Below are 23999 nucleotides of genomic sequence, written 5' to 3' on the forward strand. Positions count from 1 at the left end.
GCCGTTCACCTGCGGGGCGAACGGCAGCAGCGCACCGGTGTCGATGTCGTAGGCGAGGACGTCGAGCGCGCCGTCAGTGCGGTCCCGGGAGGGGCCTTCGGCTCGCGGGCGTTGTCGAACTTGCCGACCGCGTACACGGTCGAGCCGATCGTCGTCTGGGCCCAGACGTACCCGTTGTCGATCTGCACGGTCGGGATCGGATCGGAGGTGACGACGTTCTCGTCCCGCTGCAGCAGCGGAGGCAGTCCGCCCGGATCGTCGGCCGCCGCGGCGGCACCGCCGCCGAGGGCGACCAGTCCCGCGGTGACCATCACCCCCACGATCGCCCCGGCCACGCCCGTGCGTGCGCGCTTCCAGACAGCACTGTTCCCCATGTGTGTTCCCCAGTCATTCGATGGCCGACCCCACGTCGGCACGACATCGTCGGACGATCGACCGCGAGAGCTCCCCCAGAGATGCTCGGACCGCGGCGGTTCGTCCCGACGAACCCCCACCGAAGGCACAAAAGCCTCCGGCGGGTAACACAATACCATCGCCGGACGCGGAGTACACGCCGTACCCGCACGGATGCCCGGGGTCTCGGGGCCTGTCAGGGAGTGTCGAGTGGAGCGGGCCGTGCCGAGCGGGGAGCGCGCAGCCCGCGGAGCCGGGCGACCAGGATCGTCGCGCGCGTGAGCTCCACGCCGAGCGCGGCGAGGACGACCAGCGCGGCGACCCAGTACAGCTCGATCACGTTCCCCACCTCGCCGGCGTCGGCGTAGGCGGTGGTGCTCGACGGTGCGGCGGGGAGGGCCGGGGCGACATCCGCCTCCCGGTGCTCGTACTCGACGCCGAGCTGCCCGGCGATCGTCTCGAGGTTGCCCTCGTCGATGACGGACAGCGCGTCCGCACCCTGGTACTGGATGTACTCGGATTCGCTCTGATCGAGTCCCCCCGTCGTCACGCGCATGGGCCCGCCCTCCGCCGTCCCGTATCCGAAGACGGCTCCGGCGTCGGTGTACCGCGCGCTGTCGGCGAAGGACTCCGGGTCGGACCCCGTGGTCTGCTCGCCATCGCCGAAGTAGAAGACCATGCGCGAACGGTCCGGCGACGACTCCGCCGCGGCGGCGAGGGTCTCGCTCAGCAGCGGAGCGGCCACGCCGATCGAGCTGCCGCGCGACTGGCTCGTGACCTCGGGGCGCAGCACGTCGAGTGAGCCGAGCAGGGCGGTGGTGTCGGTGGTCAGCGGGATCCTCAGCTGGGCTGCTGCATCCGAGGTGAGGAGGGCGAAGCGGGCGCCGGGGTACTCCTCCACGAGCGCGCGCACGTCGGCGCGCACACCGTCGAGCCGGGGGGAGTCGTCGTCCCAGTCCTCGGCCACGATGCTCGCGGTGGTGTCGACGACGAGCACGATGTCGGTGTCGGTCGCCAGGGTCTGCGTGGAGCCTCCGGGGAGCCCCGGCCGCAGCAGCATCACGGCGCAGGCGAGCACCATCACGAGGCGCAGCGCCCAGAGGGACCGATGCACGGCGAGAGCGCGTCGGTCGGTCACGACCTCACCCCCGGCCCGCGGAGCACGCACGAGCATCCAGACCGCCACGCCGGCGACGCCGGCGCACAGCAGCAGGATGAGGAACACGGGGAGCACGGGCTGGAAGATCACAGGCGCACCCTCCACACCAGCACGAGGAAGCCGAGCGCGAGGACCGACAGGACGGCGATCCACAGGTTCGGGGTGTCCGTCCAGACCACCTGCGCCTCGCCGCGCAGCGCCGTGGCCTCCTGCTTCTGGACCTCGTCGATGATGTCCCCGACGGTGGTCGTGTCGCGGAGCCCGTAGGCGGCGCCTCCCGTGGCCTCGGCGGCGGCGGCCAGCTCGGCGCTGACGTCGGCGTCCTTGCCCTCGACCGGGTTGATCGCGAACACCCGCACGTCCTTGGAGGCCGCATACGCCGCGGCCTCGTCGAGCGTCACGATCGAGGCACCGTTGATCTCGTTGTCCGTCGCGAAGATCACCGACCGGGACCGGTCGTCGTCCGGGTGATCGAAGCCCATGGTGCAGGCCGCGAGTCCGTCGCCGATGAGGGAGGCGCCGTCGCCGTTGAGCGTGCCCAGCCAGTGCTCCGGGATCTCGTCCACGTAGTCGAAGCTCGACATCATGCTCGCGAGGTGCTCGCGGATGAAGTCGTAGTCGTCGGTGAGGGGGAAGATCTGCACGGGAGAGCTGTTGAAGATCGTCAGGCCGATGCGCTCGCCCTCGAAGCCGTCGAGCAGCTCGTCGAACACGGAGAGCACCTCGACGTCGACCTCCGACATCGACCCCGACACGTCCAGGCAGAGCATGATGTCGCGGCTCGTGTCGACGGGTTGGATCGACTGGGCGGACATCGGACGCGCGGCCACGACGCCGGCGACCAGCGCGGCCCCCGCACCGAGGGCGAGTAGACCCGTCAGGGCGGCGGCGCGACGGGACAGCGCCTGGCGGAAGGACGGCAGGGCCCGCAGCCGCTCCGCCCTGGCCACGCGAGCGGTGTCCGCCGCCCGCCGGTCGCGGTGGCGGCGCAGGCCGACCGCGAGACCGATCGCCACCGCGGCGACGACGACCGCCGCGGCGAGGACCGGCATCCAGACGTTCGCTAGTGCCACGCGCGCACCACCGTCCTGGCGGCTTCGGCGCCGGCGGCCGGATCGATGGCGGGTCCCTGCCGGAAGATGCTCGGATAGTAGTGGCGGCCCATCGCGTCGATGAGCGCCGGGTGCACGCCGCGGGAGACGAGGTCGTCGAGGGTGAGCACCGGTGCTTCCAGACCGCTGTACTCGTTGACGAACGTGCGCACGACGCGGCTCAGCTCCAGGTTCGCCTGCCGCGCGGAGAGATGGCGGTCCCGGTAGTCGTGCTCGACGCGGTCGATGCGGTCGAGGTACTCCGAGCGCAGAGCAGACAGCACGTCGAGCGTGGACGGCTGACCGGCACCCGAGGCCGCTGCGGAGGCGGCGGTGCGGGGGCGCGTGAGCCGGAACAGCAGCCACGTGCCGACGATCAGCAGGGCCAGGATGCCAAGGGCGAGCAGCATCCATCCCCACCCGTACTGCGCGGGCGGGTAGAGCTCGTCAGAACCGGGCATCGGACCTCCGGTTCAACAGGTGCAGCAGCTGGGGAACGGCGTCGTCCTGACCGTCGAGCGCGGCGTGACTGATCTCCATCCGCGTGAGCAGGTCGGCGAGTCGGGCGGCGTCGGCCGCCCGCTGCGCACGGAGCTCGTTCACGATCGTGCGGTCGCCCTGGATGAAATCGGGGACCTCCCAGAGGCTGTCGACGTCGGCGCGCATCCGGGCGGAACGATGGTCGAGCACCGGTTCGGCGTCGCGCAGGGTGAGCCAGAGCACGTCGTGCTGCACGCGCAGGCGGCGCAGCAGGCGCTCGGTCTCGGTGGTGACCGGGGCCTCGTCGGTGAGCACGACGACGATCATCCGCCGCGCGATCGTCCGCGTGACGAAGGACAGCAGGGCGTCGCGATCGCTGGGGGCCGCCGCGTCGTCGACCGCGCGGTCGATCGTCCGCAGCGCGTGTTCGAGGGCGCCCTCGCTGCGGCCCGGCGCCAGCCGGCGGACGCGGGAGGCGTCGCCGTAGACGACCGTGAAGTCGTCGCCGTGCCGGAGTGTCAGCACCCCGAGGGCTCCCGTCGCCAGGATGGCCAGGTCCTTCTTCGAGCGCTCGTCCGCGGCGAGAGCGGTCATCGAGCGTCCCGTGTCGACGACGAACATCACCGTGTGCATGCGCGTGGCCCGCGACCGCTTGACCAACGGTGTGCCGAGGCGGGCGGTCGCGCGCCAGTCGATGTCGCGCACCTGGTCGCCGTACTCGTACTTGCGCAGGTCCTCGAAGTCGAGGCTCCGCCCGTGCAGCAACGACGCGTAGGCGCCGTCGAGCGCGTGCAGCGACTTGCGGTTCGAGTGGATGAAGAGCTTGCTCTTCACCTGCGTGATGAGACTGGGCATCGGGCGCGGGATCCCTGGACGTGTCGGCGGGTCAGGGGGTGGGCACGGCGGCGAAGATCTGGTCGATGATCTCCTCGCTGCGGATGCCCTCGGCGTCGGCCTCGAACGTCAGCAGCACGCGGTGCCGCAGCACGAGGTGGCGCAGGGCGCGGATGTCCTCGGGGAGGACGTGGGTCCGGCCGCTGAGGAGGGCGAGGGCGCGGGAGGCCTGGAGGAAGGCGATGCTGGCCCGAGGGCTCGCGCCGTACTTGATGAAGCGGGCACGCTCCTCCCCGATGTACGGCGCGGGATTCCGGGTCACATACGCGATCGACACGATGTAGTTGCGGATAGCGGGGTCGACGTAGACGCGGCTCGCGACGTCCTGCAGCAGGTGCACGTCGTCCAGGGTGACGGCGCTGTGCACGTGCCGGTCGGGGTCGAGCACTCCCGAGTCGATGCGGCTGAGGATCTCGAACTCCTCCGCCGGGCTCGGGTACTCCACGATCTCCTTGAGGAGGAACCGGTCCATCTGCGCCTCGGGCAGCTCGTAGGTGCCCTCCTGCTCGATGGGGTTCTGCGTCGCGATCACGAGGAACGGCTTCGGCAGCGGGTGGATCTCGCCGCCGATGGTGGTCTGGTGCTCCTGCATCGCCTCGAGCATGGCGCTCTGGGTCTTGGCGCTGGAGCGGTTGATCTCGTCGAGCAGCACGAAGTTCGCGTGCACGGGTCCGAGCACCGTCCGGAAGCTGCCCGTCGCGGCGTCGTAGATCTGGTTGCCCGTGATGTCGCTCGGCAGGAGGTCGGGCGTGCACTGGATGCGCTTGAACTTGGCCTTCACGGTGTCCGCGAGCGTGCTGGCGGCAGTGGTCTTGGCGAGGCCGGGCACGCTCTCCAGGAGGATGTGGCCGCCGGCGATGAGCGCGACGAGCAGGCTGGTGCGCAGGCGTTCCTGGCCCACCATCTTCGCGGAGTACGCGTCGGAGATCGTCTGCAGCACGGCACCGGCGCGCGCCATCTCGGCGTCGGTCGGTGCCGCGGAGCCAGCGGCGGGTGCCGGCGCGGCGATCGGCGCGGCGGGCGCGGGCGGCGGCGGGGGTGCGGAGATCGTCGGCGGGGTCTGCGCGTCGGCGTCGGTCATCGGTCTTCGTCTCCCTCGGTCACACGCGGGCCCGCACGGCGCGCCCCTCCGCCGACCAGCGTAATCGCATCCGCGCGGACCGACCTCGACCCGCGCGGGCGGCGCGCTCAGCGCGAGCGCCGCCCGCGCATGCGCGTGATGAGCACGCCGAGCAGGCACAGCGCGCCACCCACGAACATGAGCGGGGTGGGCACCTCCCCGAGGATCAGCCACGACAGGAGGATGGCGAGGGCCGGGACCACGTAGGTCGTCGCGGAGGTCTTCCCCGCGGTGCTGCGCTGCAGCACGTACGCCCAGGTGGTGAAGGCGATGGCGGTGGGGAAGATGCCGAGGTAGACCACCCACAGCGTCGCGTCGAGGGGCGCCGTCTGCACGTCGGCGATCAACGCGCCGAGCCAGGGAAGCAGGGCGATCGTGCCGGCGGCCGCTCCGAGCCAGGTCAGCGTGGTGGCGTCGACCCCCGAGGTGAGCAGGTGTTTCTGCAGCAGGGTGCACCCCGCGTACATGACCGCGGCGAGAAGGCCCAGCAGGAGGCCCGTGAGGTCGGGGCCGGTGCTGCTGGTGGAGTTCATGCCGATGAGGACCACCCCGAGGAAGGCGATGGGGGCGCCGATCACCAGGGGGCGGGGGAATCCCTCCCGGAGGAAGAGACCGCTGAAGACGACGACCATGAGCGGCGCCAGGTTCACGACCATCGCGGCGGTCCCGGCGTCGAGGGTCCGTTCGGCACTGTTGAGGGCTGTCGGTAACTTACGAAGTTTGAAAGTGCGAAGTTGCCAGTGCGGTCGACTCGCGCCGCGGGAGCCATCGAGCGGGGTCGATGGTCTGCGCTGTCTGTCGGCAGGTTCTGGGGGTGGTTCCGAGGTGGGCTCGGAAGTCGCCGGTGAGGTGGGCGGCATCGGTCTAGCCGGATCGTGGGCCAGCGCTGCCAGATTGAGTGCGGGGTTGTCGCAGAGCTCTTGCGCTGCCTCCTGGAGTCTGCGGCGGCGTATCAGGGTCCCCGGGGGAAACGCCGACGTCTGTGGGCGAGCGGTTGCGTGGTGCGGGTCGACGTGGGCAGGTGGCTGGCTAGGTTCTCCACGGTCAGTATGGTGGGGTCGGTTTCGGCGACGTCGAACAGGCCCGTTCGCAGCCGGCGGCGCGAAGCTCGGCGGCCTGCGCGTCCGGGTTTTGCTCGCGCTTGGAGACTCGGGCGTAGCCGACTTCATGTGCCATGCCGAAAACGGTACCTCTGCCGTTCCGGCGAGGATTGGTTTCGGCAGGGGGTTTCGGCGGATCGGTTCTCGGCGTGTCGTGCACCTGGTCTGTGGACTTGAGTGCTTCGTGGCGGTGGACTTCGGTCATTCGCTGACGCACGCTTCAGCAGCTAGGGGGCTTTGCCCTCTGGGCGATTACCGTCGCTTGGCCGTCAGTCCTTGGTGAAGTCGTACGCCGCGAGTTCTTACAGGTGGGGGTCTGGTCGGAACAACACCTGTCCGGGGCTGTCCGGGCTGGTGAAGAGTCGGATACCGCGGTCTTCGGCGACGATGACCCCGTCGGCCTTGGTGGTGGTGAGGGCTTGCAGTCCTGTACCGAGCTCGCTGCCTGAGGCCCAATTGCCCGAGGGTGCTTGATACACGAGCTGTCCGTCGGTACCTGCTCCGACGAGGCGTCCATCGCTGAACGCTGCGATGAGGACCATTCTCGGTGCTTCCGGCTCGAGGGTGAAGGTCCTGCCTCCGTCGCGGCTGATGTGCAAGCCGGTGGAGGTGGTCGCGTAGATTACGTCGGGGTCGGCGGGGTCGACGAGGATGTCCCATGCGTCGATGCCGGCGCCGTTGTTCCAGCTGTGTCCGCCGTCGTCGGAGCGGTGGACGATACCGAAGTTGTTCACGTAGATGCGGTTCGGGTCGCGGGGGCTGACGGTGAGGTCGTGGAAGTCGGCTTCACCTGCCAGTGAGACGTTCTGCCAGGTGTCACCGCCGTCGTCGGAACGGATGAGTCCGAGGTTGCCGGACCCGAAGTGGCCGGGACTGTTCTTGCCGGGGTGTCCAGAGGCGTAGAGCGCACCACCGGCGGCGGTGAATCCCATCGCGTCGAAGTCGTTTCCGGCGATGGGGCCGGTGAGTTCTGCATCGCGGGTGAGTGCGTCGAGTTGGTATATGCCGCCGTGACTGGCGATGAGGAGGCCGCCGGTGCCCGGGTTCTCGGCGAGCCCGTGAATGTGTTCGAGGGCGACCTGTGTGTCGTGATCAGGGTCGGTGGGCCCGATGCAACCGGTCAGGATCAACATCGCGGTGGTGGCGAGGGTGAGCGCGGTGACGGCGCGGCGATGGGCGGGATGGGCGGGCATATTTTCTCCAGGGCGCAGATGGGCGACACCGGGTGGCCGTCTGTCGGGGACAGCCACCCGGTGGGGAGGGGACATGCTCACCGTTGGGTGAGCATGTCCTCCATCTGCGCGATCTCGGCTTCCTGGTCGTCGACGATCTTCTGCGCGAGGGCGAGAGCGTCGGGGTTCTCACCCTCGTTCAGCTCGGTCTGCGCCATGTCAATAGCACCCTCGTGGTGGACGATCATCTGCTCGAGGAACAGCGTGGAAGCGGTCTCGCCGTCGGCTTCTTCGAGGGCCGTCATGTCCTCTTCGGACATCATCCCGTCGCTGTGGTCCATGCCTCCCATGCCGGTGTCCTGTCCCCAGGTTTCTAGCCACTGGTTCATGGTCTCGATCTCGGGGGTCTGGGCGGCTTTGATGTCCTCGGCGAGGGCGGCGACTTCCGCATCGACATCGTCCTTGGCCAGCAGCGTGTCGGACATCTCGATGGCCTGCTGGTGGTGCATCGCCATGCCCATCGCGAAGGAGACGTCCGCGTCGTTGAACGTCGCGTCGCTCGCATCGGCGGTCGCGCTGCTGCTGTGGTCCATGCCTTCCATGTCGCTGCTGCCGGCGGTGGTGTCACCGCATCCGGCGAGGACGAGCGCCCCGGCGAGGAGGCCGGCGCTGACGGTGAGAGTGCGGAACTTCATGATTACTCCAATGTCGTGAGGTGGGCGTGTGCGGGCGCGTGAAAGCGCCCCGTGTCTGCGAGGGGCAAACACAGTTCACGTACGACTGATGGAGAGGACGGTCAGGTTCGGCGGGCGGACCGGTGCCCGCACCACTGGATACGTAGCGGGTGGCACGATGGCGGTCCGAGGGAGGAGGAAACCCGGCCCGGGGCGGATGGTGAGGACGATCGCTGCGGCGAGGAGCGCGAGCACGCACGCCATGAATCCCATGGCGTCCATATCGCCCGCGCACCCATCTCCATCGGAGCAGGGCGCCGCGGCACCGGGCTGTGCCGTCACGGGGGTTGCATCGTGAGTCCCGCTGTCGTGGTGCGTGATGTGTGCGCCAGCGGTGACGGCTGCGTGGTGTGCCGGGCCGGTGCTGAGCACGTGCATGCCGAGCAGTCCGATCAGCACGCCGAGCACCAGCGTGGAGGTGAACAGGACAGCGCGCAGCAGCGACGGGCGCCGGTTCATCCAGCGACGCGGTTCCGTTGCCCGCATGCGACGTCCTCCTTCCTGCACGACGGGACCCTACAGAGCTGTCCTGTCAGCTCCCCTGAAGTACCGCGCTAGGGGTGACGTCGGGGCGCAGGTCGAGCCGGCGCAGCAGCTGCGCGTTGAGGGCGACGACGATCGTCGATAGCGACATCAGGATCGCACCGACCGACATCGGCAGCACGAAACCGACCGGGGCGAGGATGCCCGCCGCCAGCGGTACGGAGATGAGGTTGTACCCCGCCGCCCACCACAGGTTCTGCTTCATCTTCCGGTAGCTCGCCCGCGACAGCTCCATCACCGTCAGCACGGAACGCGGGTCGTCGCTGGCGAGGATGACGGTGTAGCCGGCCTCGTCAACGGCCACGCGGACGGCGTCGAGGCGCAGCGGAGCGCTGCTGTGAACGGTGACAGTCGATACCCCACCGGCATTCAGGTCAACGCTCACCTGCTCGACCTCGTCGAGGGCAGAGAGTTCTTCGGTGACGCTACTCACGCAGTGCCCGCACGTCATACCCTCCACCAGAATCTGCGTCGTCGCCCCGGCCGGCGCGGCGGTCTTCTGCGCGGGCGCTTCCGGGGCCGCGCAGCAACTGCACCCGGCACCGGAGTCCTTCAGTCCCAGTTCGACACGTTCAATCGTCATCAAGGATTCCTCTCGTCGGAATGGTCAGGAGCGCACAAGCCGGGCGATCGCAGCGTTCGCCTCGCGGACTTTCTCCTCCGCCACCGCCCCGCCCTGCGCGGTGGCCTCGGCAACGCAGTGGCTGAGATGATCACCGAGTAGCGAAAGGGCGACAGCCTCGAGCGCCTTCGTCGCCGCGGACACCTGAGTGAGGATGTCGATGCAGTAGTCGTCGTTCTCCACCATCCGTGCGATGCCCTGCACCTGACCCTCCGCCCGACGCAACCGTTTCAACAGCGCGCCCTTGTTATCCGCATACCCGTGCATGGCGGTCATACTATACCCGAGGGGGGTATATCAACCCCCTTCGGTGCACCCCCTTCCTCGCCCTAGCGTCACCTGCGCCGGGGAGAGCCCCCGGGGAAGGGGAAACAGTCATGACTGTCGCAGATCAGATGCTCGCCACCCATCCGAAGGTCGGCTCCGCCGCAGCACAGGACACACTGCTGCGCTGTATCGAGGCGTGCGTGGAATGCGCGCAGGCGTGTACCGCCTGCGCCGACGCGTGCCTCGGAGAGGACATGGTCGCCGAGCTGGTCACGTGCATCCGCAGAAACGCTGACTGTGCCGATATCTGCGCGGCCACGGGCGCAGTACTCTCCCGGCAGACCGAGCCCGACGCGGCGACCGTCCGCGCGCTCCTCGAAGCGTGCCGCATGGCCTGCGCGTCCTGCGCGTCCGAGTGTGAGCAGCACGCCGACATGCACGAACACTGCCGGGTGTGCGCCGAGTCCTGCCGCCGCTGCGAGCAGGCGTGTGCCGACCTGCTGGCCGCGCTGTAACCCGCCGCCGCGCCACAACCCAGGGTGCTGCTGAGCAGCAGCGCGCTCGTCGCACCACCAACCTCACGGGCGGCGCATCGCCGACGACCGCTTGCCCCGTCCTCAGCGCCCGCGCCCGCCACCGATTGCACCAGGAGAACCATGACTTCCAACGAGCAGCACGGAACGCACGCCCACCAGAACCCTCAGGGTAGTGATCACTCGAAGGAGAGCAAGCACGGCTCCGGCGGGCACTCATGGAAGATGTACCTGCGGTTCGGGGCGATGATCCTCACCGGCATGGTCGTCATGTACTGGGTGATGTTTGTCGGCTCCTGGGAATGGAGCCACGTCCGCTTCAGCGAGAGTCGCGTGTTCATGGCCCTCACCATGGGCGGCACCATGGGGTTGGTGATGCTGGCCTGGATGCTCAACATGTACAAGAACACCAAGGCGAACATCGCCGTCGTCGCCGCCAGCGTGCTGCTCATCGGCGGCGGGATAGCCTTCGACCGCAGCCAGATCACCGTCGACGACACCGACTGGATGAGCGCGATGATCCCTCACCACTCGCTTGCCATCACCCGCTCCGAGCGGGCCCAGATCCAGGATGTCCGCGTCTGCGAACTCGCCGCCGAGATCAGCAAGGCGCAGCGGAACGAGATCCTCGAGATGGACTGGCTGATCGACGACATCCAGCGCAACGGCGTCGCCGACACCGTGGAGGAAGCGGAGGCGCGGCCCGCGCCCACCTTCGACCGGACGGCGCAACGCCAGTGCCCCACCCAGTAACCAGGGCGTCTCACAAAACAAAAGCTTTTCAAGACGCCTCTGACATCCCGTGGGTTGAGCACCGCGACCGGCGTGCTTCCGGCATGCAGGGTGTCTCGGGAACTCGTCTCAACGAGAATTGTCTCAGCACTGTCCCTGGTGAGGGTTTTCGAGTCAGAATGATCGGGTGAGGCTTCTCGGATACACCCGCGTAAGCACGGCGGCCCAGGATGCGCAGCTTCAGCTCGACGCGCTCATCGGCGCCGGCGTGCAGAGACGAGATGTGTTCTCGGATGTCACCTCCGGAAGTCGTGCGGCGGTTGAGCGGCCCGGCATGAAGCGTCTCCTCAACTACGCGGAGGCAGACGACACGGTCGTGGTGTGGAGGGTGGACCGGTTGGGGCGCTCCCTGATCGATGTTCTCAACACGGTGAATCTCTTGCGCGAACGTGACGTTCATGTGCGATCGATTTCCGATGGCATCGATCCGGCGACGTCGACGGGGCGGTTGATGCTGAACATGCTCGCCACCCTCGCCGAGTACGAACGCGAGCTCATCGTCGAACGGGTCAATGCGGGCATTGCAGCCGCCCGCCAGAACGGCACGAAGTTCGGCCGGCCCGCTTCCGATCCGGCCGTGATCGCCGAGAAGCTCCAGGTCGTCGCCGACGCACGCAAACGCGGCCGCACTGCAGAAGACGCAGCCCGGCTCGTCGGGTGGAGCCGAGCGACCCTGTACCGGCACCAGCGAATCCACGCCCCGCGCGAGCACGTCCCGATGTAGATGTCATGGATGGCCAGGAAAGGTGGCGGTTGCTTCGACTGCACGTCGAAGACCAGGTGCCCCTCGCGGCGATCGCCCGCGGCACGGGAGTCAGCACCCGCACACTGCAGCGCTGGCACCACCTCTACCGAGCCGGAGGGATTTCCGCCCTCGACCCGCACACTCGCGCCGACGCCGGAAAAAGGCGCACTGCTCCTGACACCGTGGCGTTCGTCGAGTGGCTCGCGCTGACCAAGCCCCGCCCCAGCCTGGCAACCCTGCATCGACTCACCGCCGAGTTTGCACGACTCCACGAGCTTTCCGCGCCAAGCTATGCCACCGTGCGAGAGATCGTGCTCTCCCTCGATCCCGCCCTTGTCACTCTGGCCCTCGATGGGCCCAAGTCATACCGAGACCGGCACGAGCTCGTATACCGGCGCCGCGCTGAACGACCGAACCAGATCTGGCAGGCTGACCACACCGAACTCGACATCCTCATCGCCGGAGCGGACGGGAAACCTGACCGACCCTGGCTAACAACGGTGCTGGATGACTACTCCCGCGCTATCTGCGGGTACACCGTCTTCACCGGCGCACCCTCCGCCCTCAACACCGCGCTCGCACTGAGGCAAGCGATCTGGCGCAAAACCGATCCCGCATGGGCGATGTGCGGGCTCCCTGACATCCTCCACGTCGACCACGGCTCCGACTTCACCAGCCGCCATCTCGAACGCACCGCGGTCGCGCTGCACTTCCGCATCATTCACTCCGCTGTCGCCCGCCCTCAGGGGCGCGGGAAGATCGAGCGGTTCTTCGGCACCATCAACACCGAACTCCTCGCCACCCTGCCCGGCCACCTCGGCCCTAACCACCGCTCGCCCCGACCCGCACTCGACCTCCCCGCCCTAGACCGCGCTATCGGCTCGTTCGTCACCACATACAACGAACGACCCCACCGCGAACTCGGCACCTCCCCTCGAGACGCATGGATTGCGGACGGCTGGCTGCCGCGAATGCCGGACACCCTCGACGACCTCGACGGGCTCCTCCTCACCGTTCCAAAGAACCGGGTGGTGCAACGCGACGGCATACATTTCCAGGGCCAGCGCTACCTTGCACCCACCCTCGCACCCTTCGTCGGGCGCACCGTCACCATCCGCTACGACCCCCGCGACATCTCCGAAGTTCGCGTCTACGACCACGACTCGTTTATTTGCATCGCCGTCGACGAAGCCCACCCGAACCTCCGACTCAGCCTCCGCGACGTCGAAACTGCTCGCCGCGCACGCCGCCGCGAACTGCGCCGTGCGATCAACGACCGCATCCCCACCACAGCTCCTCGGGAAGAGCCACGGGAAGCACCGCCCCCGCGCCGACGGCCGCGGCTGCGCACCTATGAAGAGGACGACTGATGAGCGAAGCATTCATCATCACCAAGGAACACCGCCGCTTCCGAGAGTTCGCGAACGCCGTCCGCAAAGAGCACACCATCGGCATCTGCCACGGCGACGCGGGCGTCGGGAAGACTAACTCCGCTCGCCGTTACGCGAACTGGGATGCGCTTGAACCCTTCCTCATGCGATGGGGACCACGCGGCGACGATGACGCGAAACACTATGCACTCGCCAACCGTTCGCGCGCCGTCTTCTACACCCCCGAGGTTCTCTGCCGACCCAAGGACCTCATGCATGACATTGAACGCTGGGAAAGCAAGGTCGGCGTCTGTGCGGACGAACACCTCCGCACCCTCGATCCCGAACCTCTCCCGCCCGGACGCTCCGCACATCTCGTCGAACTGCTCATCATCGACGAAGCCGAGCGACTCACTGCCACCGCCCTAGAGCTACTTCGCGACAAACACGACCGCACCCACATCGCGATCATCCTCATCGGCATGCCCGGCATCGACCAGCGCTTCCGCCACTACCCCCAGCTCTACAGCCGCCTCGGTTTCTCCCACCACTACCGCTCCCTCGCGCGAGACGAGCTGCTCTTCGTCCTCGACCGCCACTGGAAACGGCTTGGGCGCACTCTCGATCCTGACGACTTCACCGACGCTCAAGCCATCGCCGCGATCGAGCGCATCACCCGTGGAAACTTCCGCCTCCTCGAGCGACTCTTCCCCCAGATCATCCGCGTCCTCAAGATCAACGACCTTGAGACCATCACCGACGATGTCGTAGAAGCTGCCGCTAGCGTCCTCGTCATCGGCACCTAGCGACATCGAACGGTCTCAGAAAACCGCCGTGCATCACCCAACTCCACACACCTGGTCGTCGACGTCGACGAGGCCACCGAAAACGATCGTTATCGGCGGGGCTGGTCTGGCCCTGGTCGCGGCTGATTCCGCTCGGCGCGAAGCTGAGCTTCTACTCGGTCTCGCGCTCTCCGTTCGGTGCGGTCCGCTCGCAGGATCGATCGGATGACGAACCAGAAGAACCCGGCGATCCCTATCGTGGGGATGATGGACCAGACGGCGTTGACCCAGTAGTTGTCGAGGGCCATGCGTTGTTCCTTGGTGGTTCGCGCCAGATGAGGGCGGCTCCGATGATGGCGAGGACGACCGCTGTTTCGGAGCTCCCGACGGTGGAGGTCCAGAACGAACTCGCGGTGGTCGTCAGGTCGATGGTGAAGTGGGTGGCGAACAACACAGCCGCCAGCAAGACGATGAGTGTCCCAAGCCGCACGAGCCGACGATGCCGCTGGAGGGGAGATCGTCGGGCCGAGAGGCGGTTACCCGTGGGCTGTTTGGTCCGGTGTGGTGTGAGGTGGTGGAGGTTCACGAGAACATCGCTCCGATGAGGAAGAAGCTGCCGATAGCGAGCAGGACAGCGAGAACGGTGGCACCGGCGATGAAGACGGACATGTGCCGGAAGGGGTTGCGCCGTTGAATCATGGTCGGGATCTTTCGCGCGTCATCGGGCCGGTGCCAGGACCGTGGTTGTGTCGGGCGTGATCTCGACGATGCCCCTGTCGTCGACGACGAGGAACCGGTCCTCTGCGAGGGCTGTGAAGGCTTGCGCGGCGCCCTGGAGGCGTTCGAGGCTCTCCCAGGTGCCATCGGGCTGCTGTACCCAGAGGGCACTGCCGGTTCCTATCCCGGCTAGCGTCCCGTCCGGTTGTGCGTCGAGGGTGTAGAGCAGCGGGGCGTCGGGGACGGGGGTGAAGGTCGCGCCGTTGTCGGTGCTGAGGAGGAGGCCTTCTTCCGCTGCCGCGTAGACGCCGTTGTCGGTTGCGGCGAGATCCGCGGCCGAGAGGGCGGCCCCCGTCGACCACGTGTCGCCGTTGTCGGCGCTGATGAGCACATCGACGCTGTCGGAGGCGATTCCGAAGAGGGTGCCGTCGGTTGCGGCTGTGAGGGTGTGGAAGTCAGTCGTGCCGTTGAGGGCGATCGGCGACCAGGATTCGCCGTAGTCGTCGCTGCGGATGATGCCGAGGTTCGGGGCGCCGAGGTTGGGCGGCGTCTGGGTACCCGGGTGCCCGGACGCGAACAGCACGTCGCCGTGGACGGTGAAGCCCATCGCGTCGAAGTCGTGGCCTCCGATCGGACCGCTGACGGCGCCTTCAGATGTGAGGGTGAAGATCCCTCCGTGCGTGGCGACGAGGTAGTTCTCTCCACGAGGGTCGGGGGCGATGCCGTGGATGTGCTCGATGACGGGGGGCGCAGCACCGGTGGGGGCGAGCTGTGGTGCGGCGCAGCCGGTGAGGGTCAGGATCGCTGCAGTGAGCGAGAGGGCGGACAGGGGTCTGCGGCGGTTCATGAAACTCCGAAGTAGCAGCGGGATGCGGCTGAGACGCACCCCCAGAGGGTGAGGATGGCGCGGGGTCGCACGCGCGCCCCGTGATGTCGAGCGATGTCGAGTGACGCCGTGGGGCGCGGGTAGATGCCGCGCCCCACGGGTCGGGTCACAGAGTGGCGAGGATGTCTTCCATCTCGGAGATCTCGCTGGTCTGCGCGTCGATGATCGTCTCGGCCAGCGCGACAGCGTCGCTGTTCTGGCCGTTGTCGACTTCCTCCTGCGCCATCTCCACGGCGCCCTGGTGGTGCTGGATCATCTGCTCCAGGAACAGACGCCCGGCGTCTGAGCCGGAGGCGTCTTCGAGGGCCTGCATGTCGTCCTCGGACATCATGCCGTCGCCGTGATCCATGCCCTCCATGCTGGAGGTGTCCGCACCCCACTCTTCGAGCCACTGATCCATCTTCTGGATCTCGGGCTCCTGGGCGGCCTTGATCTTCTCTGCAAGCGCGACGACACGCTCGTCGACGCCGTCCTTGCTCAGCAGCATGTCGGACATCTCGATCGCCTGGGCGTGGTGTTCCTTCATCATGCTCGCGAACATGATGTCGGCATCGTTGGCGTCCGCGGAGGCGGGGGCGGAGCTGCTGCTGCCGCCGTGGTTCATGCCTTCCATGTCACCGCCGGAGGTGGTGCCGGCGCACCCGACGAGGGCGAGCAGGGCGGTGAGGGTGACTGCGGCGGATGCCGCGAAACGGGTCTTCATGATGTTTCTCTCCAAGAGTCGGTGATGAAGCGCCCAGCAAGGATGCTGAGCGCAAGGGCAGTGCCGGCAAGACGCGGCACGCCGGTGATCACGTACGACTGATGCAGAGAACGGTGAGCGAAGGCGGCTTGAAAAAGTGCAGAGCTCCGTGAGTCCGGGCCGGCGTCGCGGGCTGTGCGAGCGCGTGGATCAGCTGACGCCACCACCCGGTGGGGCGTGCGAGCAGAATGACGGCGACGAGGAGGGCGAGCACGCACGCCATCCACGCCATCCCGTGATCGTCCGAGCACGTCGCACACCCCGCGTCCGCAGCCGCAGAACCCGGAGCCGATTGCGAAAGGTGAGTGCCTGCATGGTCGGTGCCGGCCGTGTGGCCGGTGCTGGCAGCGGCGAGGTCGCTGTGTCCGACAGCGACCGTGTCACCGTGCCCGGAGGTCATCGCGTGCGTGTTCATCGAGTGCATCGCCAAGAGCCCACAGATGACCGCGACCGCGACCGCGACGACCGTGAGGAGGGTTCGGGTGAGCGTGCGCTGGTCGTGCACGCGCCGCGCGACTGTGATCAACACCGCTCCACCTCCTTTCCTCCAGGGTACGTCGCCGCCGCGACAACGCCTACCGGGTGATGACCGCTTCTGGGGCGAGGTCCAGTCGTCGCAGCAGCTGCGCGTTCAGCGCGACCACGATCGTGGACAGCGACATCAGCACCGCTCCGACCGACATCGGCAGCACGAACCCGATCGGGGCGAGCACGCCGGCCGCGAGGGGGACGGAGAGGAGGTTGTAGCCGGCTGCCCACCACAGGTTCTGCTTCATCTTGCGGTAGCTGGCGCGGGACAGGTCGATCACCGACAGCACTGATCGGGGGTCGTCGCTGGCGAGGATGACACCGGCGGACGCGATCGCGACGTCCGTGCCCGCACCGATCGCGATACCCACGTCTGCCTGCGCGAGCGCGGGTGCGTCGTTCACCCCATCACCCACCATCGCCACCGAGCGGCCCTCGCCCTGCAGCTCCTTCACCTTCGACGCCTTGTCTTCTGGGCGAACCCCGGCGAAGAACCTGTCGATGCCGAGATCCGCCGCCACGGACGCCGCGACAGCCTCCGCATCACCGGTGATCATGACCACCTGCACGTTCCTCTCATGCAAGGCTCGGATCGCCTCCCGGGACTCCGGACGGATCTCATCGGCCAATCGCAGGGCACCGGCCACCGTGCCGTCGACGAGGACGTGCAGGATGATCGCGCCGTCCTCGCGCCACTGATCTGCAACACCCAGCTCGCTCGCGTGCTCCTGCTCGAGCATGTACGGGCCACCGACCTGCACGGTACGGCCGTCGACGCGGGCCTTGACCCCCACCGCCGGCGAGGACTCGAAGTCCTGCGACGCCGCGACAGTCAGGCTCTTTTCCTTCGCGGCGTTGACGATTGCACGAGCGAGGGGATGCTCCGAATCGGCCTCGGCCGCGGCAGCGAGGGCGAGCAGTTCGTCCGCGCTCAGGGAGCCTGCCGGTTCGATGGCGGTGACCGCGGGGGCGCCCTTGGTCAGTGTGCCGGTCTTGTCGAACAGCACCGTGTCCACGGTGCGCATGCTCTCCAGCGCGAGACGATCCTTCACCAGGACACCAGCCCTGGCGGCACGTTCGGTCGCGATGGACACGACGAGCGGGATCGCGAGACCGAGTGCGTGCGGGCAGGCGATCACCAGCACCGTGATCGTCCGAACCACGGCCTGATCGGGAAGTCCGACGAGCGTCCACACGATCGCGGTGATGACACCGGCACCGAGGGCAAACCAGAACAACCACCCCGCGGCGCGGTCCGCGAGGCGCTGCGCCCGCGACGACGAACTCTGCGCCTCCGTCACCAGCTTCTGAATGCCCGCCAGCGCAGTGTTCTCCCCGACCGCGGTGATCTCCACCCGGACACCGGAGTCAGTGGCAACCGTGCCCGCGATCACCTGATCCCCGTCGGCGCGGCGCACCGGACGGGACTCACCCGTGATCATCGACTCGTCCATGCTCGCCGACCCCTGCACGATCCGCCCATCGGCGGGAACGCGACCGCCGGGGCGGACCACGACGACGTCCCCGACCTGCAGATCGGACGGGGCCACTGTGACAGTGGCATCACCCTCGACCTTCTCCGCCTCGTCGGGCAAGAGCGCGGCAAGAGAGTCGAGCGCGGACGTGGTCTGCGCGAGCGAACGCATCTCGATCCAGTGCCCGAGCAGCATGATGACGATCAGGAGCGCCAGTTCCCACCAGAAGTCCAGCTCGTGGTGCAGCAGGCCGACGCTCGCGCCCCACGAGGCAAGGAACGCGACCGTGATCGCCAGGGCGATGAGCAGCATCATTCCGGGCTTGCGGGAACGCAGCTCACTGACTGCGCCCGTGAGGAACGGGGCGCCACCCCAGACATACATCACCGTGCCGAGAACAGGCGAGATCCACATCACCCATGCCGCATCGGGTAGCGAATACCCGAGCAGCATGGAGAACATCATCGAGAACGCGACCACCGGAACAGCCAGCACGAGCATGATCCAGAACAGCCGCCGGAACTGCCCGACATGATCACCGTGACCCCCGTGCCCCCCATGGCCGCCGTGGCCGCCGTGGCCCGCATGGCCGCCATGTGGGGCATGCCCGTCGTGCTGCGCGTGACCTGCGTGCGGGTCGTGTCCGGCATGCGGGTCGTGGCCTGCATGTGAAACGGGTGCCGCGTGATCTGCTCGGGACTCGTGAGCCACCGTCGGCGGTGTCCCCTCGGCATGCTGTCCGTGGTGGTGCATAGAGGTGTGATCCTGCTGGCTCACGATGAGCCTCCTTCGCTTCAGATGCGTGCAGAGTCGGGTGGAGAGACCCGCCGGTCAGCTGGGCTGAGGCGCGAGCGTGTATCCCGCTTCCTCGACGGCGGCCTTGATGAGCGACGGATCAACCGCCACTGCGCTGTGAATCGTCACACGCGAGGTCGCCCCGGCGTTCAGGGAAACGGTCACGCTCTCGACACCGTCAACGGACGATAATTCGTCGGTCACGCTGGACACGCAATGTGAGCACGTCATCCCGTCAACGAAGACGTCCCGGGCGAGAGCCGACTGACTCGTCTCCGCGGCCGCGGCATCAGTCGGGGACGCGCAGCACGCGCACCCTGCGTTGGCGTCCTTCAACCCGAGTTCGATGCGTTCGGTCATTATGCGATCCTCCAGATCTCAGATGGTCAGGAACGGACGAGACGAGCGATAGCGTCATTCGCTTCACGGATCTTCTCCGCCGCAACCTCGCCACCTTCGGCACTAGCCTCCGCGACACAGTGGCTCAAGTGATCGCCCAGCAGCGAGAGCGCGACCGTCTCCAGAGCCCTCGTCGCCGCGGACACCTGCGTGAGGATGTCGATGCAGTACTTGTCCTCATCAACCATTCGAGCGATCCCCCGCACCTGACCCTCGACACGACGCAGACGCTGCTGCAACGCCTCCTTGTTGCCCTCGTATCCGTTCACCCTCTCAGCATACCCCGTGGGGGTATGTGGCGGGGTGGAAGCGTCAGACCTGGGCGCCGAGCGCCACAAGTGGGGGCTGACTCGGCCACCACACGGACTTCTCCACCCGCCCGGCCACGGGACTCAACCAAAAGCGCCTGCCGCAACCCCATTCCGGAGACCGTTAGTGGTGACCTCGGGCTGCTCCCTGACAGAACTACGCCGTAAACGATCGTTTTTGGACGGTTAGTTCTCATCGGCGAAACCCGATATAATCGGTGAATGACGATGACAACTGAGATGACCGCCGCTGTATCGCTGTTCCACTCGCTTGCCGATCACAGTCGCTTGTCGATACTGCGGCGACTGTCGATGGGCGAGGCTCGGGTGAGGGACCTCACCGACGAGCTCGGGTTGGCGCAGTCAACCGTGTCGGAGCACGTGGGATGCCTCCGCGAATGCGGACTTGTCATCGCCCGCAGTGAAGGTCGACAGAACTTTTACTCCGTCTCCACTCCGGAAGTCATCGACATCCTGGAAGCCGCCGAGCGACTCCTCGCCACGACCGGCTACAAGGTCGATCTGTGCAAGACCTACGGGCGTGATGCCCGATGATTGGAACCATCGCGGCCGCCATCGGACTGTTCGCGGCCACGAACATCGACGACATCGTTGTCCTCACGGTGCTGTTTCTCGCGTCGACACGCGGCTCCCTTCCAGGATGGAAAGTCGTTGCAGGGCAATACCTCGGCTTCATCGCTCTCGTCGCGATCAGCGTCATCGCCGCCGCCGGCCTCACCATCGTCCCGGACCAATGGGTCGGATTCTTGGGCCTGATCCCACTCGCAATTGGTGTCTATGGCCTGATCCGAACCCTCCGGCGCCGGGGCGACGATGACGACGACGACAGTGCGATCAGCGCAGGAGGACTGTTCGGAGTCGCCGGCATCACGATCGCCAACGGCGCCGACAACATCTCCCTCTACACGCCGGTCTTCCGCACCAACCCCGTTCCGGACACCATCGTCACCATCATCGTCTTCTTGGTGCTCGTCGCCGTGTGGTGCCTCGTCGCGCGCTTCGTCGGCACCAACAAGACCGTCACAGAAGCATTGGAGAAGATCGAGCATTGGCTCGTGCCCGCCGTTTTCATCGGGCTCGGCCTGTACATCCTGATCGAGTCGGGCGTAGTCCTCCGTCTCATCGACGTTCTGTCATGACCAAGGTCGCCAGACTGGCCGTCGCCGCCGGTGCCATCGCTGCAGCGTTCGCGATCGACCAACTCACGAAGGCCTGGGCACTGTCCTTTCTGGGTAACGGCGAGGAGATTGAACTCGGCCTCGGGGTGAGCCTTCGTCTCGTGTTCAATCCCGGCGTCGCCTTCGGTCTCGGTGGGGACGTGGGAGCACCTCTCGTCGTCGGCATCATGGCACTCACCACCGGACTTCTGGCCTGGATAGTCGTCCGAGCTGTGCGCGGACGCAACATGGGCCCCACCGCTCTTCTGGCCGTCGCGGCCGGTGGGGCGATAGGCAACCTGTGGGACCGCACTACTCGCGCGCACACCGAACCGCTTAGTGGAGAGGTCGTCGATTTCATCGCCGTCGACTGGTTTGCCGTCTTCAACATGGCTGACGTCTTCACCACCCTCGGCCTCCTCGGATGGGCCGTCCTGCTCCTGCTGCACCGCGACCAGGCCTGGGACGCCGAGGCCGTGCGGCCGCTGCGCGAAGCCGTCTCCGACAAGATCCAGACCACGCTCCTCGCGCGCTGAGCAACGAGAAGGGGGCGGGATCGCTGATGCGATCCGCCCCTCTCATGTGTCCGGTCAGACGGTGGCCGGGGCGCGGCCGATCTGGAGCACCTGAGCCGGCGGGGCACAACAGGCACCGCCCAGAGATGCCCCGGAAGCATCGAACAGTCCGGCACCGCCGCATACCCCCGTGTCGGGCAGCACCAGCTCGACCCGTCGAGCGGCCTCGTGGTCGCCCGCGAGCTCCGCGACGACGCTGCGCACCTGCTCGTACCCGGTGAGCGCGAGAAAGGTGGGTGCCCGCCCGTAGGACTTTGCGCCCACGAGGTAGAAGTCAGGCTCCGGCTGGGCAAGGTCGGCAGCTCCCGTCGCGGCGACCGAACCGCAGGAATGCACGTTCGGATCGACCTCCGCAGCGATCCGCACGGGCGCCTGCAACGTGGGGTCCAGTTCCAACCGCAGCTCCGACAAGAACGACAGATCGGGGCGGAAGCCGGTGAGCACCACGACGCGATCGGCGCTGAGTGTGCGGCCATCCTCTGCGACGAGGACCGGCCGGCCCTCCTCCGTCGTGACGCGCTCGACGCGGAACCTGGTCACGAGCGACACCAGCCCAGCGTCGACGAACTCCTTCGCCTTGATCCCCAGCGCCCCACGTGCCGGCAGCTCGTCGGCCTCACCACCCCCGAAGGCGTTCCCGGCGGTGGCGCGGCGCAGCGCCCACGTCACTGTGGTGGTCGGGTCGCGGCGCGCCATGCGGGCCAGCGCGAGGACCGCCGTCACCGCCGAGTGCCCGGAACCGATGACGACCGTGTGCTTCCCCTCGAACCTCTCACGGTCCCGGAAGTCGGGGATGCAATACGACAGCAACCCGGCCGCAGCCCGCTCTCCCAGCGCGGGCAGACCGTCCGCGCCCGCGGGGTTGGGCGAGGACCACGTGCCCGAAGCGTCGATCACCGCGCGCGCCTGCAACCGATACTCCTCCCCCTCACTCGGCTGCACGTGCACGGTGAAAGGCTGATCGCCGCGGCCCGCGTCAACGAGACGGTCACGACCCAGACGGGACACCCCGACAACCCGAGAGCCGTACCGAACGCGATCGCCCAGCTCAGCAGCAAGCGGCGCGAGATAGCCGCTGATCCACTGCGCACCGGTCGGATACCCCGTCGTAGGCGCTGCCCATCCGGTGGGCTCGAGAATCCGCGCCCCGGCCGTGTCGATCAACTCCGGCCACTCCGAGAACAAGCGCACATGCCCCCACTCGGCAACCGCCGATGCCGGGCCAGCCCCAGCCTCCAATACAACGACCGGCAGGTCTCGCTCGACCAGGTGGGCGGCAGCCGCGAGCCCCTGCGGGCCGGCACCGATCACCACGACAGGCAACGCGCTCTCCATCACACTCGCTCCTCAACGCATCGACAGAACTCGATTGATCGAGAATCCTCGATGTATCGACGAATGTCAATGTGACGTGCCAGAATCGTTCCATGCCCACGACGCTCCCACTCCTCCCGACCGACGCGGCGGCGTGCTGCTCGCCCGTCACCGGCGGGGTGCTGACGCCCGACGAGGCCGAGCGGATAGCGCGCACGTTCAAGGCTCTGGGTGACCCCACGCGCGTGAGACTTCTCTCCCTGATCGCCGCATCCAGCGACGGTGAAGCATGCATCTGCGACCTCACCGAGCCCGTCGGACTATCCCAGCCGACCGTCTCCCACCACATGAAACTGCTCGTCGATGCGGGCCTCGCCACCCGCGAACAGCGCGGCCGCTGGGCCTACTACCGCGTCGTTACCGACCCCCTCGAACAGGCCTCTCGCGCGCTGAGCCCGTGAGCGGCGTCCTCATCCGGTCGATGACCACCGCCGACTGGGCAGCGGTGGAATCCATCTACCGAGAAGGCATCGCCACCGGCAACGCAACGTTCGAGACAGACCCGCCAACGTGGGGCCAGCCTTCGACTCAGGGAAACTCACCGTCGGGCGGCTCGTTGCCGAGGACACCGCCGGTTCGATCCTCGGAAGGGTCGCCGCCTCACCCGTGTCATCTCGCGAGGTGTACCGCGGCGCTGTCGAGCACTCGGTCTATGTCGCGCACGAGGCTCGCGGGCACGGCGTCGGCGCCGCACTCCTCGACGCCTTCCTCCAAGCCGCCGACAGCGCCGGCATCTGGACCATGCAGTCCAGCATCTTCCCCGAGAACCCCGCCAGCCTCGCCCTCCACGACCGCGCCGGCTTCCGCGGCGTGGGACACCGGGAACGCATCGCTCTCATGACCTACGGCCCCTGGACTGGACAGTGGCGCGACACGATCCTCGTCAAGCGGCGCCACCCTCGCTGACCGCGTGCCGAAAATCCGGGCCGAAACAGCCTGTCCCGCAACCTTGGTTTCAATACGGGAGCCGTTTACAGCACGCCGCGATGAGGCGCCGTACGTACGTCCCGCGAACGATTGTTTTCGGCCGGGGCGTCCCGACCGAATGGCTTATGGCTCAGCGATCCGGTGTTCCGTCTTCGCTGATACAGTCGTTTTGACATGATCCGCCCTCTCCGCGCGCGCCCGTACAGGCCGGCGAGCAGGGAGCGGCTGATAACGAGGATCATTACTGCGGTCGGCCTAGCCGTGCTCTTGACTGCGGGGGCCTGGCTCGGCGGAA

30 protein-coding genes and 1 pseudogene are annotated in these 23999 nt (G+C 67.4%); 11 read left to right on the forward strand and 20 right to left on the reverse strand.

Going from position 1 to position 23999, the window contains the following annotated elements:
* Positions 1–5 precede the first annotated feature (5 nt).
* From B7W94_RS18345 to B7W94_RS03035, 13 genes are all read right to left on the reverse strand, one after another.
* Positions 6–374, reverse strand: a complete 369-nt coding sequence (locus B7W94_RS18345) for a hypothetical protein (RefSeq protein WP_253247368.1) — start codon at positions 372–374, stop codon at positions 6–8.
* A gap of 215 nt (positions 375–589) precedes the next feature.
* A complete protein-coding gene (locus B7W94_RS02985; protein ID WP_085604249.1) occupies positions 590–1642 on the reverse strand; it encodes a vWA domain-containing protein in 1053 nt (350 codons plus the stop codon).
* Positions 1639–2625 (reverse strand): VWA domain-containing protein, encoded by a 987-nt coding sequence (locus B7W94_RS02990; RefSeq protein ID WP_253247369.1) that lies wholly within the window; start codon positions 2623–2625, stop codon positions 1639–1641. The genes B7W94_RS02985 and B7W94_RS02990 overlap by 4 nt, the downstream gene beginning before the upstream one ends.
* The gene (locus tag B7W94_RS02995) at positions 2616–3104 is read right to left on the reverse strand and encodes a hypothetical protein (protein ID WP_085604255.1); all 489 of its coding nucleotides are present in this window, start codon (positions 3102–3104) and stop codon (positions 2616–2618) included. Before B7W94_RS02995 ends, B7W94_RS02990 begins: the two co-directional genes overlap by 10 nt.
* On the reverse strand, positions 3091–3978 hold the full coding sequence (locus B7W94_RS03000; RefSeq protein ID WP_085604257.1) for a DUF58 domain-containing protein: 888 nt from the start codon (positions 3976–3978) through the stop codon (positions 3091–3093). Before B7W94_RS03000 ends, B7W94_RS02995 begins: the two co-directional genes overlap by 14 nt.
* Before the next feature lie 31 nt (positions 3979–4009).
* Positions 4010–5098 carry an AAA family ATPase gene (locus B7W94_RS03005; RefSeq protein WP_172400054.1) on the reverse strand — a complete coding sequence of 363 codons (1089 nt, stop codon included), beginning with the start codon at positions 5096–5098 and terminating at the stop codon, positions 4010–4012.
* Between the two features lie 107 nt (positions 5099–5205).
* On the reverse strand, positions 5206–5997 hold the full coding sequence (locus tag B7W94_RS03010; RefSeq protein WP_085604260.1) for a DMT family transporter: 792 nt from the start codon (positions 5995–5997) through the stop codon (positions 5206–5208).
* 184 nt (positions 5998–6181) lie between these two features.
* Positions 6182–6442, reverse strand: a complete 261-nt coding sequence (locus tag B7W94_RS18350; protein WP_231729549.1) for a hypothetical protein — start codon at positions 6440–6442, stop codon at positions 6182–6184.
* Positions 6443–6539: 97 nt separating this feature from the next.
* A complete protein-coding gene (locus B7W94_RS03015) occupies positions 6540–7430 on the reverse strand; it encodes a F510_1955 family glycosylhydrolase (RefSeq protein WP_025105219.1) in 891 nt (296 codons plus the stop codon).
* A 77-nt stretch (positions 7431–7507) separates the two neighbouring features.
* Positions 7508–8104, reverse strand: a complete 597-nt coding sequence (locus B7W94_RS03020; protein WP_025105220.1) for a DUF305 domain-containing protein — start codon at positions 8102–8104, stop codon at positions 7508–7510.
* A 75-nt stretch (positions 8105–8179) separates the two neighbouring features.
* Entirely contained in the window at positions 8180–8629 is a 450-nt protein-coding gene (locus B7W94_RS03025) for a DUF6153 family protein (RefSeq protein ID WP_126894224.1), read from the reverse strand.
* A 46-nt stretch (positions 8630–8675) separates the two neighbouring features.
* Positions 8676–9269, reverse strand: coding sequence for a heavy-metal-associated domain-containing protein (locus B7W94_RS18355; RefSeq protein ID WP_025105222.1), 594 nt, complete (start codon positions 9267–9269; stop codon positions 8676–8678).
* 24 nt (positions 9270–9293) lie between these two features.
* Positions 9294–9575 carry a metal-sensitive transcriptional regulator gene (locus tag B7W94_RS03035; protein ID WP_025105223.1) on the reverse strand — a complete coding sequence of 94 codons (282 nt, stop codon included), beginning with the start codon at positions 9573–9575 and terminating at the stop codon, positions 9294–9296.
* Positions 9576–9685: 110 nt separating this feature from the next.
* Here B7W94_RS03035 and B7W94_RS03040 point away from each other — a divergent pair, with 110 nt between their 5' ends.
* The 5 genes from B7W94_RS03040 to B7W94_RS03060 all read left to right on the forward strand — a co-directional run bounded on the left by B7W94_RS03040 (position 9686) and on the right by B7W94_RS03060 (position 13821).
* Positions 9686–10090, forward strand: coding sequence for a four-helix bundle copper-binding protein (locus tag B7W94_RS03040; RefSeq protein ID WP_025105224.1), 405 nt, complete (start codon positions 9686–9688; stop codon positions 10088–10090).
* Between the two features lie 141 nt (positions 10091–10231).
* Complete coding sequence (locus B7W94_RS03045; protein WP_197426480.1) at positions 10232–10861, forward strand: DUF305 domain-containing protein; 630 nt, start codon at positions 10232–10234, stop codon at positions 10859–10861.
* Between the two features lie 166 nt (positions 10862–11027).
* Positions 11028–11624 (forward strand): recombinase family protein, encoded by a 597-nt coding sequence (locus B7W94_RS03050; RefSeq protein WP_025105226.1) that lies wholly within the window; start codon positions 11028–11030, stop codon positions 11622–11624.
* 5 nt (positions 11625–11629) lie between these two features.
* A complete protein-coding gene (locus tag B7W94_RS03055) occupies positions 11630–13015 on the forward strand; it encodes a Mu transposase C-terminal domain-containing protein (RefSeq protein ID WP_025105227.1) in 1386 nt (461 codons plus the stop codon).
* Positions 13015–13821, forward strand: coding sequence for an AAA family ATPase (locus B7W94_RS03060; RefSeq protein WP_025105228.1), 807 nt, complete (start codon positions 13015–13017; stop codon positions 13819–13821). Before B7W94_RS03055 ends, B7W94_RS03060 begins: the two co-directional genes overlap by 1 nt.
* 697 nt (positions 13822–14518) lie before the next feature.
* Here B7W94_RS03060 and B7W94_RS03070 read toward each other — a convergent pair.
* The 4 genes from B7W94_RS03070 to B7W94_RS03085 all read right to left on the reverse strand — a co-directional run bounded on the left by B7W94_RS03070 (position 14519) and on the right by B7W94_RS03085 (position 18649).
* Entirely contained in the window at positions 14519–15364 is an 846-nt protein-coding gene (locus B7W94_RS03070; protein WP_085604263.1) for a F510_1955 family glycosylhydrolase, read from the reverse strand.
* 145 nt (positions 15365–15509) lie between these two features.
* Positions 15510–16106, reverse strand: a complete 597-nt coding sequence (locus B7W94_RS03075) for a DUF305 domain-containing protein (protein WP_025105230.1) — start codon at positions 16104–16106, stop codon at positions 15510–15512.
* An 88-nt stretch (positions 16107–16194) separates the two neighbouring features.
* Entirely contained in the window at positions 16195–16674 is a 480-nt protein-coding gene (locus B7W94_RS03080) for a DUF6153 family protein (RefSeq protein ID WP_085604266.1), read from the reverse strand.
* Positions 16675–16720: 46 nt separating this feature from the next.
* Positions 16721–18649 carry a heavy metal translocating P-type ATPase gene (locus tag B7W94_RS03085; protein ID WP_025105232.1) on the reverse strand — a complete coding sequence of 643 codons (1929 nt, stop codon included), beginning with the start codon at positions 18647–18649 and terminating at the stop codon, positions 16721–16723.
* Between the two features lie 39 nt (positions 18650–18688).
* Between B7W94_RS03085 and B7W94_RS18440 the strand changes: the two genes are divergently transcribed.
* On the forward strand, positions 18689–18820 hold the full coding sequence (locus B7W94_RS18440) for a hypothetical protein (protein WP_257721412.1): 132 nt from the start codon (positions 18689–18691) through the stop codon (positions 18818–18820).
* 159 nt (positions 18821–18979) lie between these two features.
* Here the strand turns inward: B7W94_RS18440 and B7W94_RS03090 are convergent, their stop codons facing one another.
* Together B7W94_RS03090 and B7W94_RS03095 are read right to left on the reverse strand one after the other, a co-directional pair.
* A complete protein-coding gene (locus tag B7W94_RS03090; RefSeq protein ID WP_025105233.1) occupies positions 18980–19303 on the reverse strand; it encodes a heavy-metal-associated domain-containing protein in 324 nt (107 codons plus the stop codon).
* Between the two features lie 26 nt (positions 19304–19329).
* Positions 19330–19611, reverse strand: coding sequence for a metal-sensitive transcriptional regulator (locus tag B7W94_RS03095; RefSeq protein ID WP_025105234.1), 282 nt, complete (start codon positions 19609–19611; stop codon positions 19330–19332).
* Between the two features lie 261 nt (positions 19612–19872).
* Between B7W94_RS03095 and B7W94_RS03100 the strand changes: the two genes are divergently transcribed.
* Genes B7W94_RS03100 through B7W94_RS03110 form a run of 3 tightly spaced genes read left to right on the forward strand, consistent with a single transcriptional unit; the run spans position 19873 to position 21364 of the window.
* A complete protein-coding gene (locus tag B7W94_RS03100) occupies positions 19873–20205 on the forward strand; it encodes an ArsR/SmtB family transcription factor (protein ID WP_025105235.1) in 333 nt (110 codons plus the stop codon).
* Positions 20202–20810, forward strand: coding sequence for a cadmium resistance transporter (locus B7W94_RS03105; RefSeq protein WP_025105236.1), 609 nt, complete (start codon positions 20202–20204; stop codon positions 20808–20810). The genes B7W94_RS03100 and B7W94_RS03105 overlap by 4 nt, the downstream gene beginning before the upstream one ends.
* Entirely contained in the window at positions 20807–21364 is a 558-nt protein-coding gene (locus B7W94_RS03110) for a signal peptidase II (RefSeq protein ID WP_025105237.1), read from the forward strand. The genes B7W94_RS03105 and B7W94_RS03110 overlap by 4 nt, the downstream gene beginning before the upstream one ends.
* A 54-nt stretch (positions 21365–21418) precedes the next feature.
* Here B7W94_RS03110 and B7W94_RS03115 read toward each other — a convergent pair whose 3' ends face one another.
* Positions 21419–22738 (reverse strand): FAD-dependent oxidoreductase, encoded by a 1320-nt coding sequence (locus B7W94_RS03115; RefSeq protein ID WP_085604269.1) that lies wholly within the window; start codon positions 22736–22738, stop codon positions 21419–21421.
* Positions 22739–22830: 92 nt separating this feature from the next.
* Between B7W94_RS03115 and B7W94_RS03120 the strand changes: the two genes are divergently transcribed.
* Entirely contained in the window at positions 22831–23178 is a 348-nt protein-coding gene (locus B7W94_RS03120; protein ID WP_025105239.1) for an ArsR/SmtB family transcription factor, read from the forward strand.
* Between the two features lie 20 nt (positions 23179–23198).
* Positions 23199–23683 (forward strand): annotated as a pseudogene (locus B7W94_RS03125) (GNAT family N-acetyltransferase).
* Positions 23684–23999: the final 316 nt, after the last annotated feature.

It is taken from the genome of Microbacterium sp. LEMMJ01 (assembly GCF_002114135.1).
Classification (GTDB): domain Bacteria; phylum Actinomycetota; class Actinomycetes; order Actinomycetales; family Microbacteriaceae; genus Microbacterium.

Bases quoted from the DNA above. Each gene is read 5' to 3' on its own strand.
- B7W94_RS03020 (WP_025105220.1), bottom strand. From the start codon at position 8,104: ATGAAGTTCCGCACTCTCACCGTCAGCGCCGGCCTCCTCGCCGGGGCG.
- B7W94_RS02995 (WP_085604255.1), bottom strand. From the start codon at position 3,104: ATGCCCGGTTCTGACGAGCTCTACCCGCCCGCGCAGTACGGGTGGGGA.
- B7W94_RS03090 (WP_025105233.1), bottom strand. From the start codon at position 19,303: ATGACCGAACGCATCGAACTCGGGTTGAAGGACGCCAACGCAGGGTGC.
- B7W94_RS18355 (WP_025105222.1), bottom strand. From the start codon at position 9,269: ATGACGATTGAACGTGTCGAACTGGGACTGAAGGACTCCGGTGCCGGG.
- B7W94_RS03115 (WP_085604269.1), bottom strand. From the start codon at position 22,738: ATGGAGAGCGCGTTGCCTGTCGTGGTGATCGGTGCCGGCCCGCAGGGG.
- B7W94_RS03010 (WP_085604260.1), bottom strand. From the start codon at position 5,997: ATGCCGCCCACCTCACCGGCGACTTCCGAGCCCACCTCGGAACCACCC.
- B7W94_RS03100 (WP_025105235.1), top strand. From the start codon at position 19,873: ATGACGATGACAACTGAGATGACCGCCGCTGTATCGCTGTTCCACTCG.
- B7W94_RS03110 (WP_025105237.1), top strand. From the start codon at position 20,807: ATGACCAAGGTCGCCAGACTGGCCGTCGCCGCCGGTGCCATCGCTGCA.
- B7W94_RS03070 (WP_085604263.1), bottom strand. From the start codon at position 15,364: ATGAACCGCCGCAGACCCCTGTCCGCCCTCTCGCTCACTGCAGCGATC.
- B7W94_RS03075 (WP_025105230.1), bottom strand. From the start codon at position 16,106: ATGAAGACCCGTTTCGCGGCATCCGCCGCAGTCACCCTCACCGCCCTG.
- B7W94_RS03025 (WP_126894224.1), bottom strand. From the start codon at position 8,629: ATGCGGGCAACGGAACCGCGTCGCTGGATGAACCGGCGCCCGTCGCTG.
- B7W94_RS03035 (WP_025105223.1), bottom strand. From the start codon at position 9,575: ATGCACGGGTATGCGGATAACAAGGGCGCGCTGTTGAAACGGTTGCGT.
- B7W94_RS03015 (WP_025105219.1), bottom strand. From the start codon at position 7,430: ATGCCCGCCCATCCCGCCCATCGCCGCGCCGTCACCGCGCTCACCCTC.
- B7W94_RS03085 (WP_025105232.1), bottom strand. From the start codon at position 18,649: ATGCTCGTGCTGGCTGTTCCGGTGGTCGCGTTCTCGATGATGTTCTCC.
- B7W94_RS03055 (WP_025105227.1), top strand. From the start codon at position 11,630: ATGGATGGCCAGGAAAGGTGGCGGTTGCTTCGACTGCACGTCGAAGAC.
- B7W94_RS03060 (WP_025105228.1), top strand. From the start codon at position 13,015: ATGAGCGAAGCATTCATCATCACCAAGGAACACCGCCGCTTCCGAGAG.
- B7W94_RS03045 (WP_197426480.1), top strand. From the start codon at position 10,232: ATGACTTCCAACGAGCAGCACGGAACGCACGCCCACCAGAACCCTCAG.
- B7W94_RS03000 (WP_085604257.1), bottom strand. From the start codon at position 3,978: ATGCCCAGTCTCATCACGCAGGTGAAGAGCAAGCTCTTCATCCACTCG.
- B7W94_RS18350 (WP_231729549.1), bottom strand. From the start codon at position 6,442: ATGACCGAAGTCCACCGCCACGAAGCACTCAAGTCCACAGACCAGGTG.
- B7W94_RS03040 (WP_025105224.1), top strand. From the start codon at position 9,686: ATGACTGTCGCAGATCAGATGCTCGCCACCCATCCGAAGGTCGGCTCC.
- B7W94_RS03005 (WP_172400054.1), bottom strand. From the start codon at position 5,098: ATGACCGACGCCGACGCGCAGACCCCGCCGACGATCTCCGCACCCCCG.
- B7W94_RS03105 (WP_025105236.1), top strand. From the start codon at position 20,202: ATGATTGGAACCATCGCGGCCGCCATCGGACTGTTCGCGGCCACGAAC.
- B7W94_RS03120 (WP_025105239.1), top strand. From the start codon at position 22,831: ATGCCCACGACGCTCCCACTCCTCCCGACCGACGCGGCGGCGTGCTGC.
- B7W94_RS18345 (WP_253247368.1), bottom strand. From the start codon at position 374: ATGGGGAACAGTGCTGTCTGGAAGCGCGCACGCACGGGCGTGGCCGGG.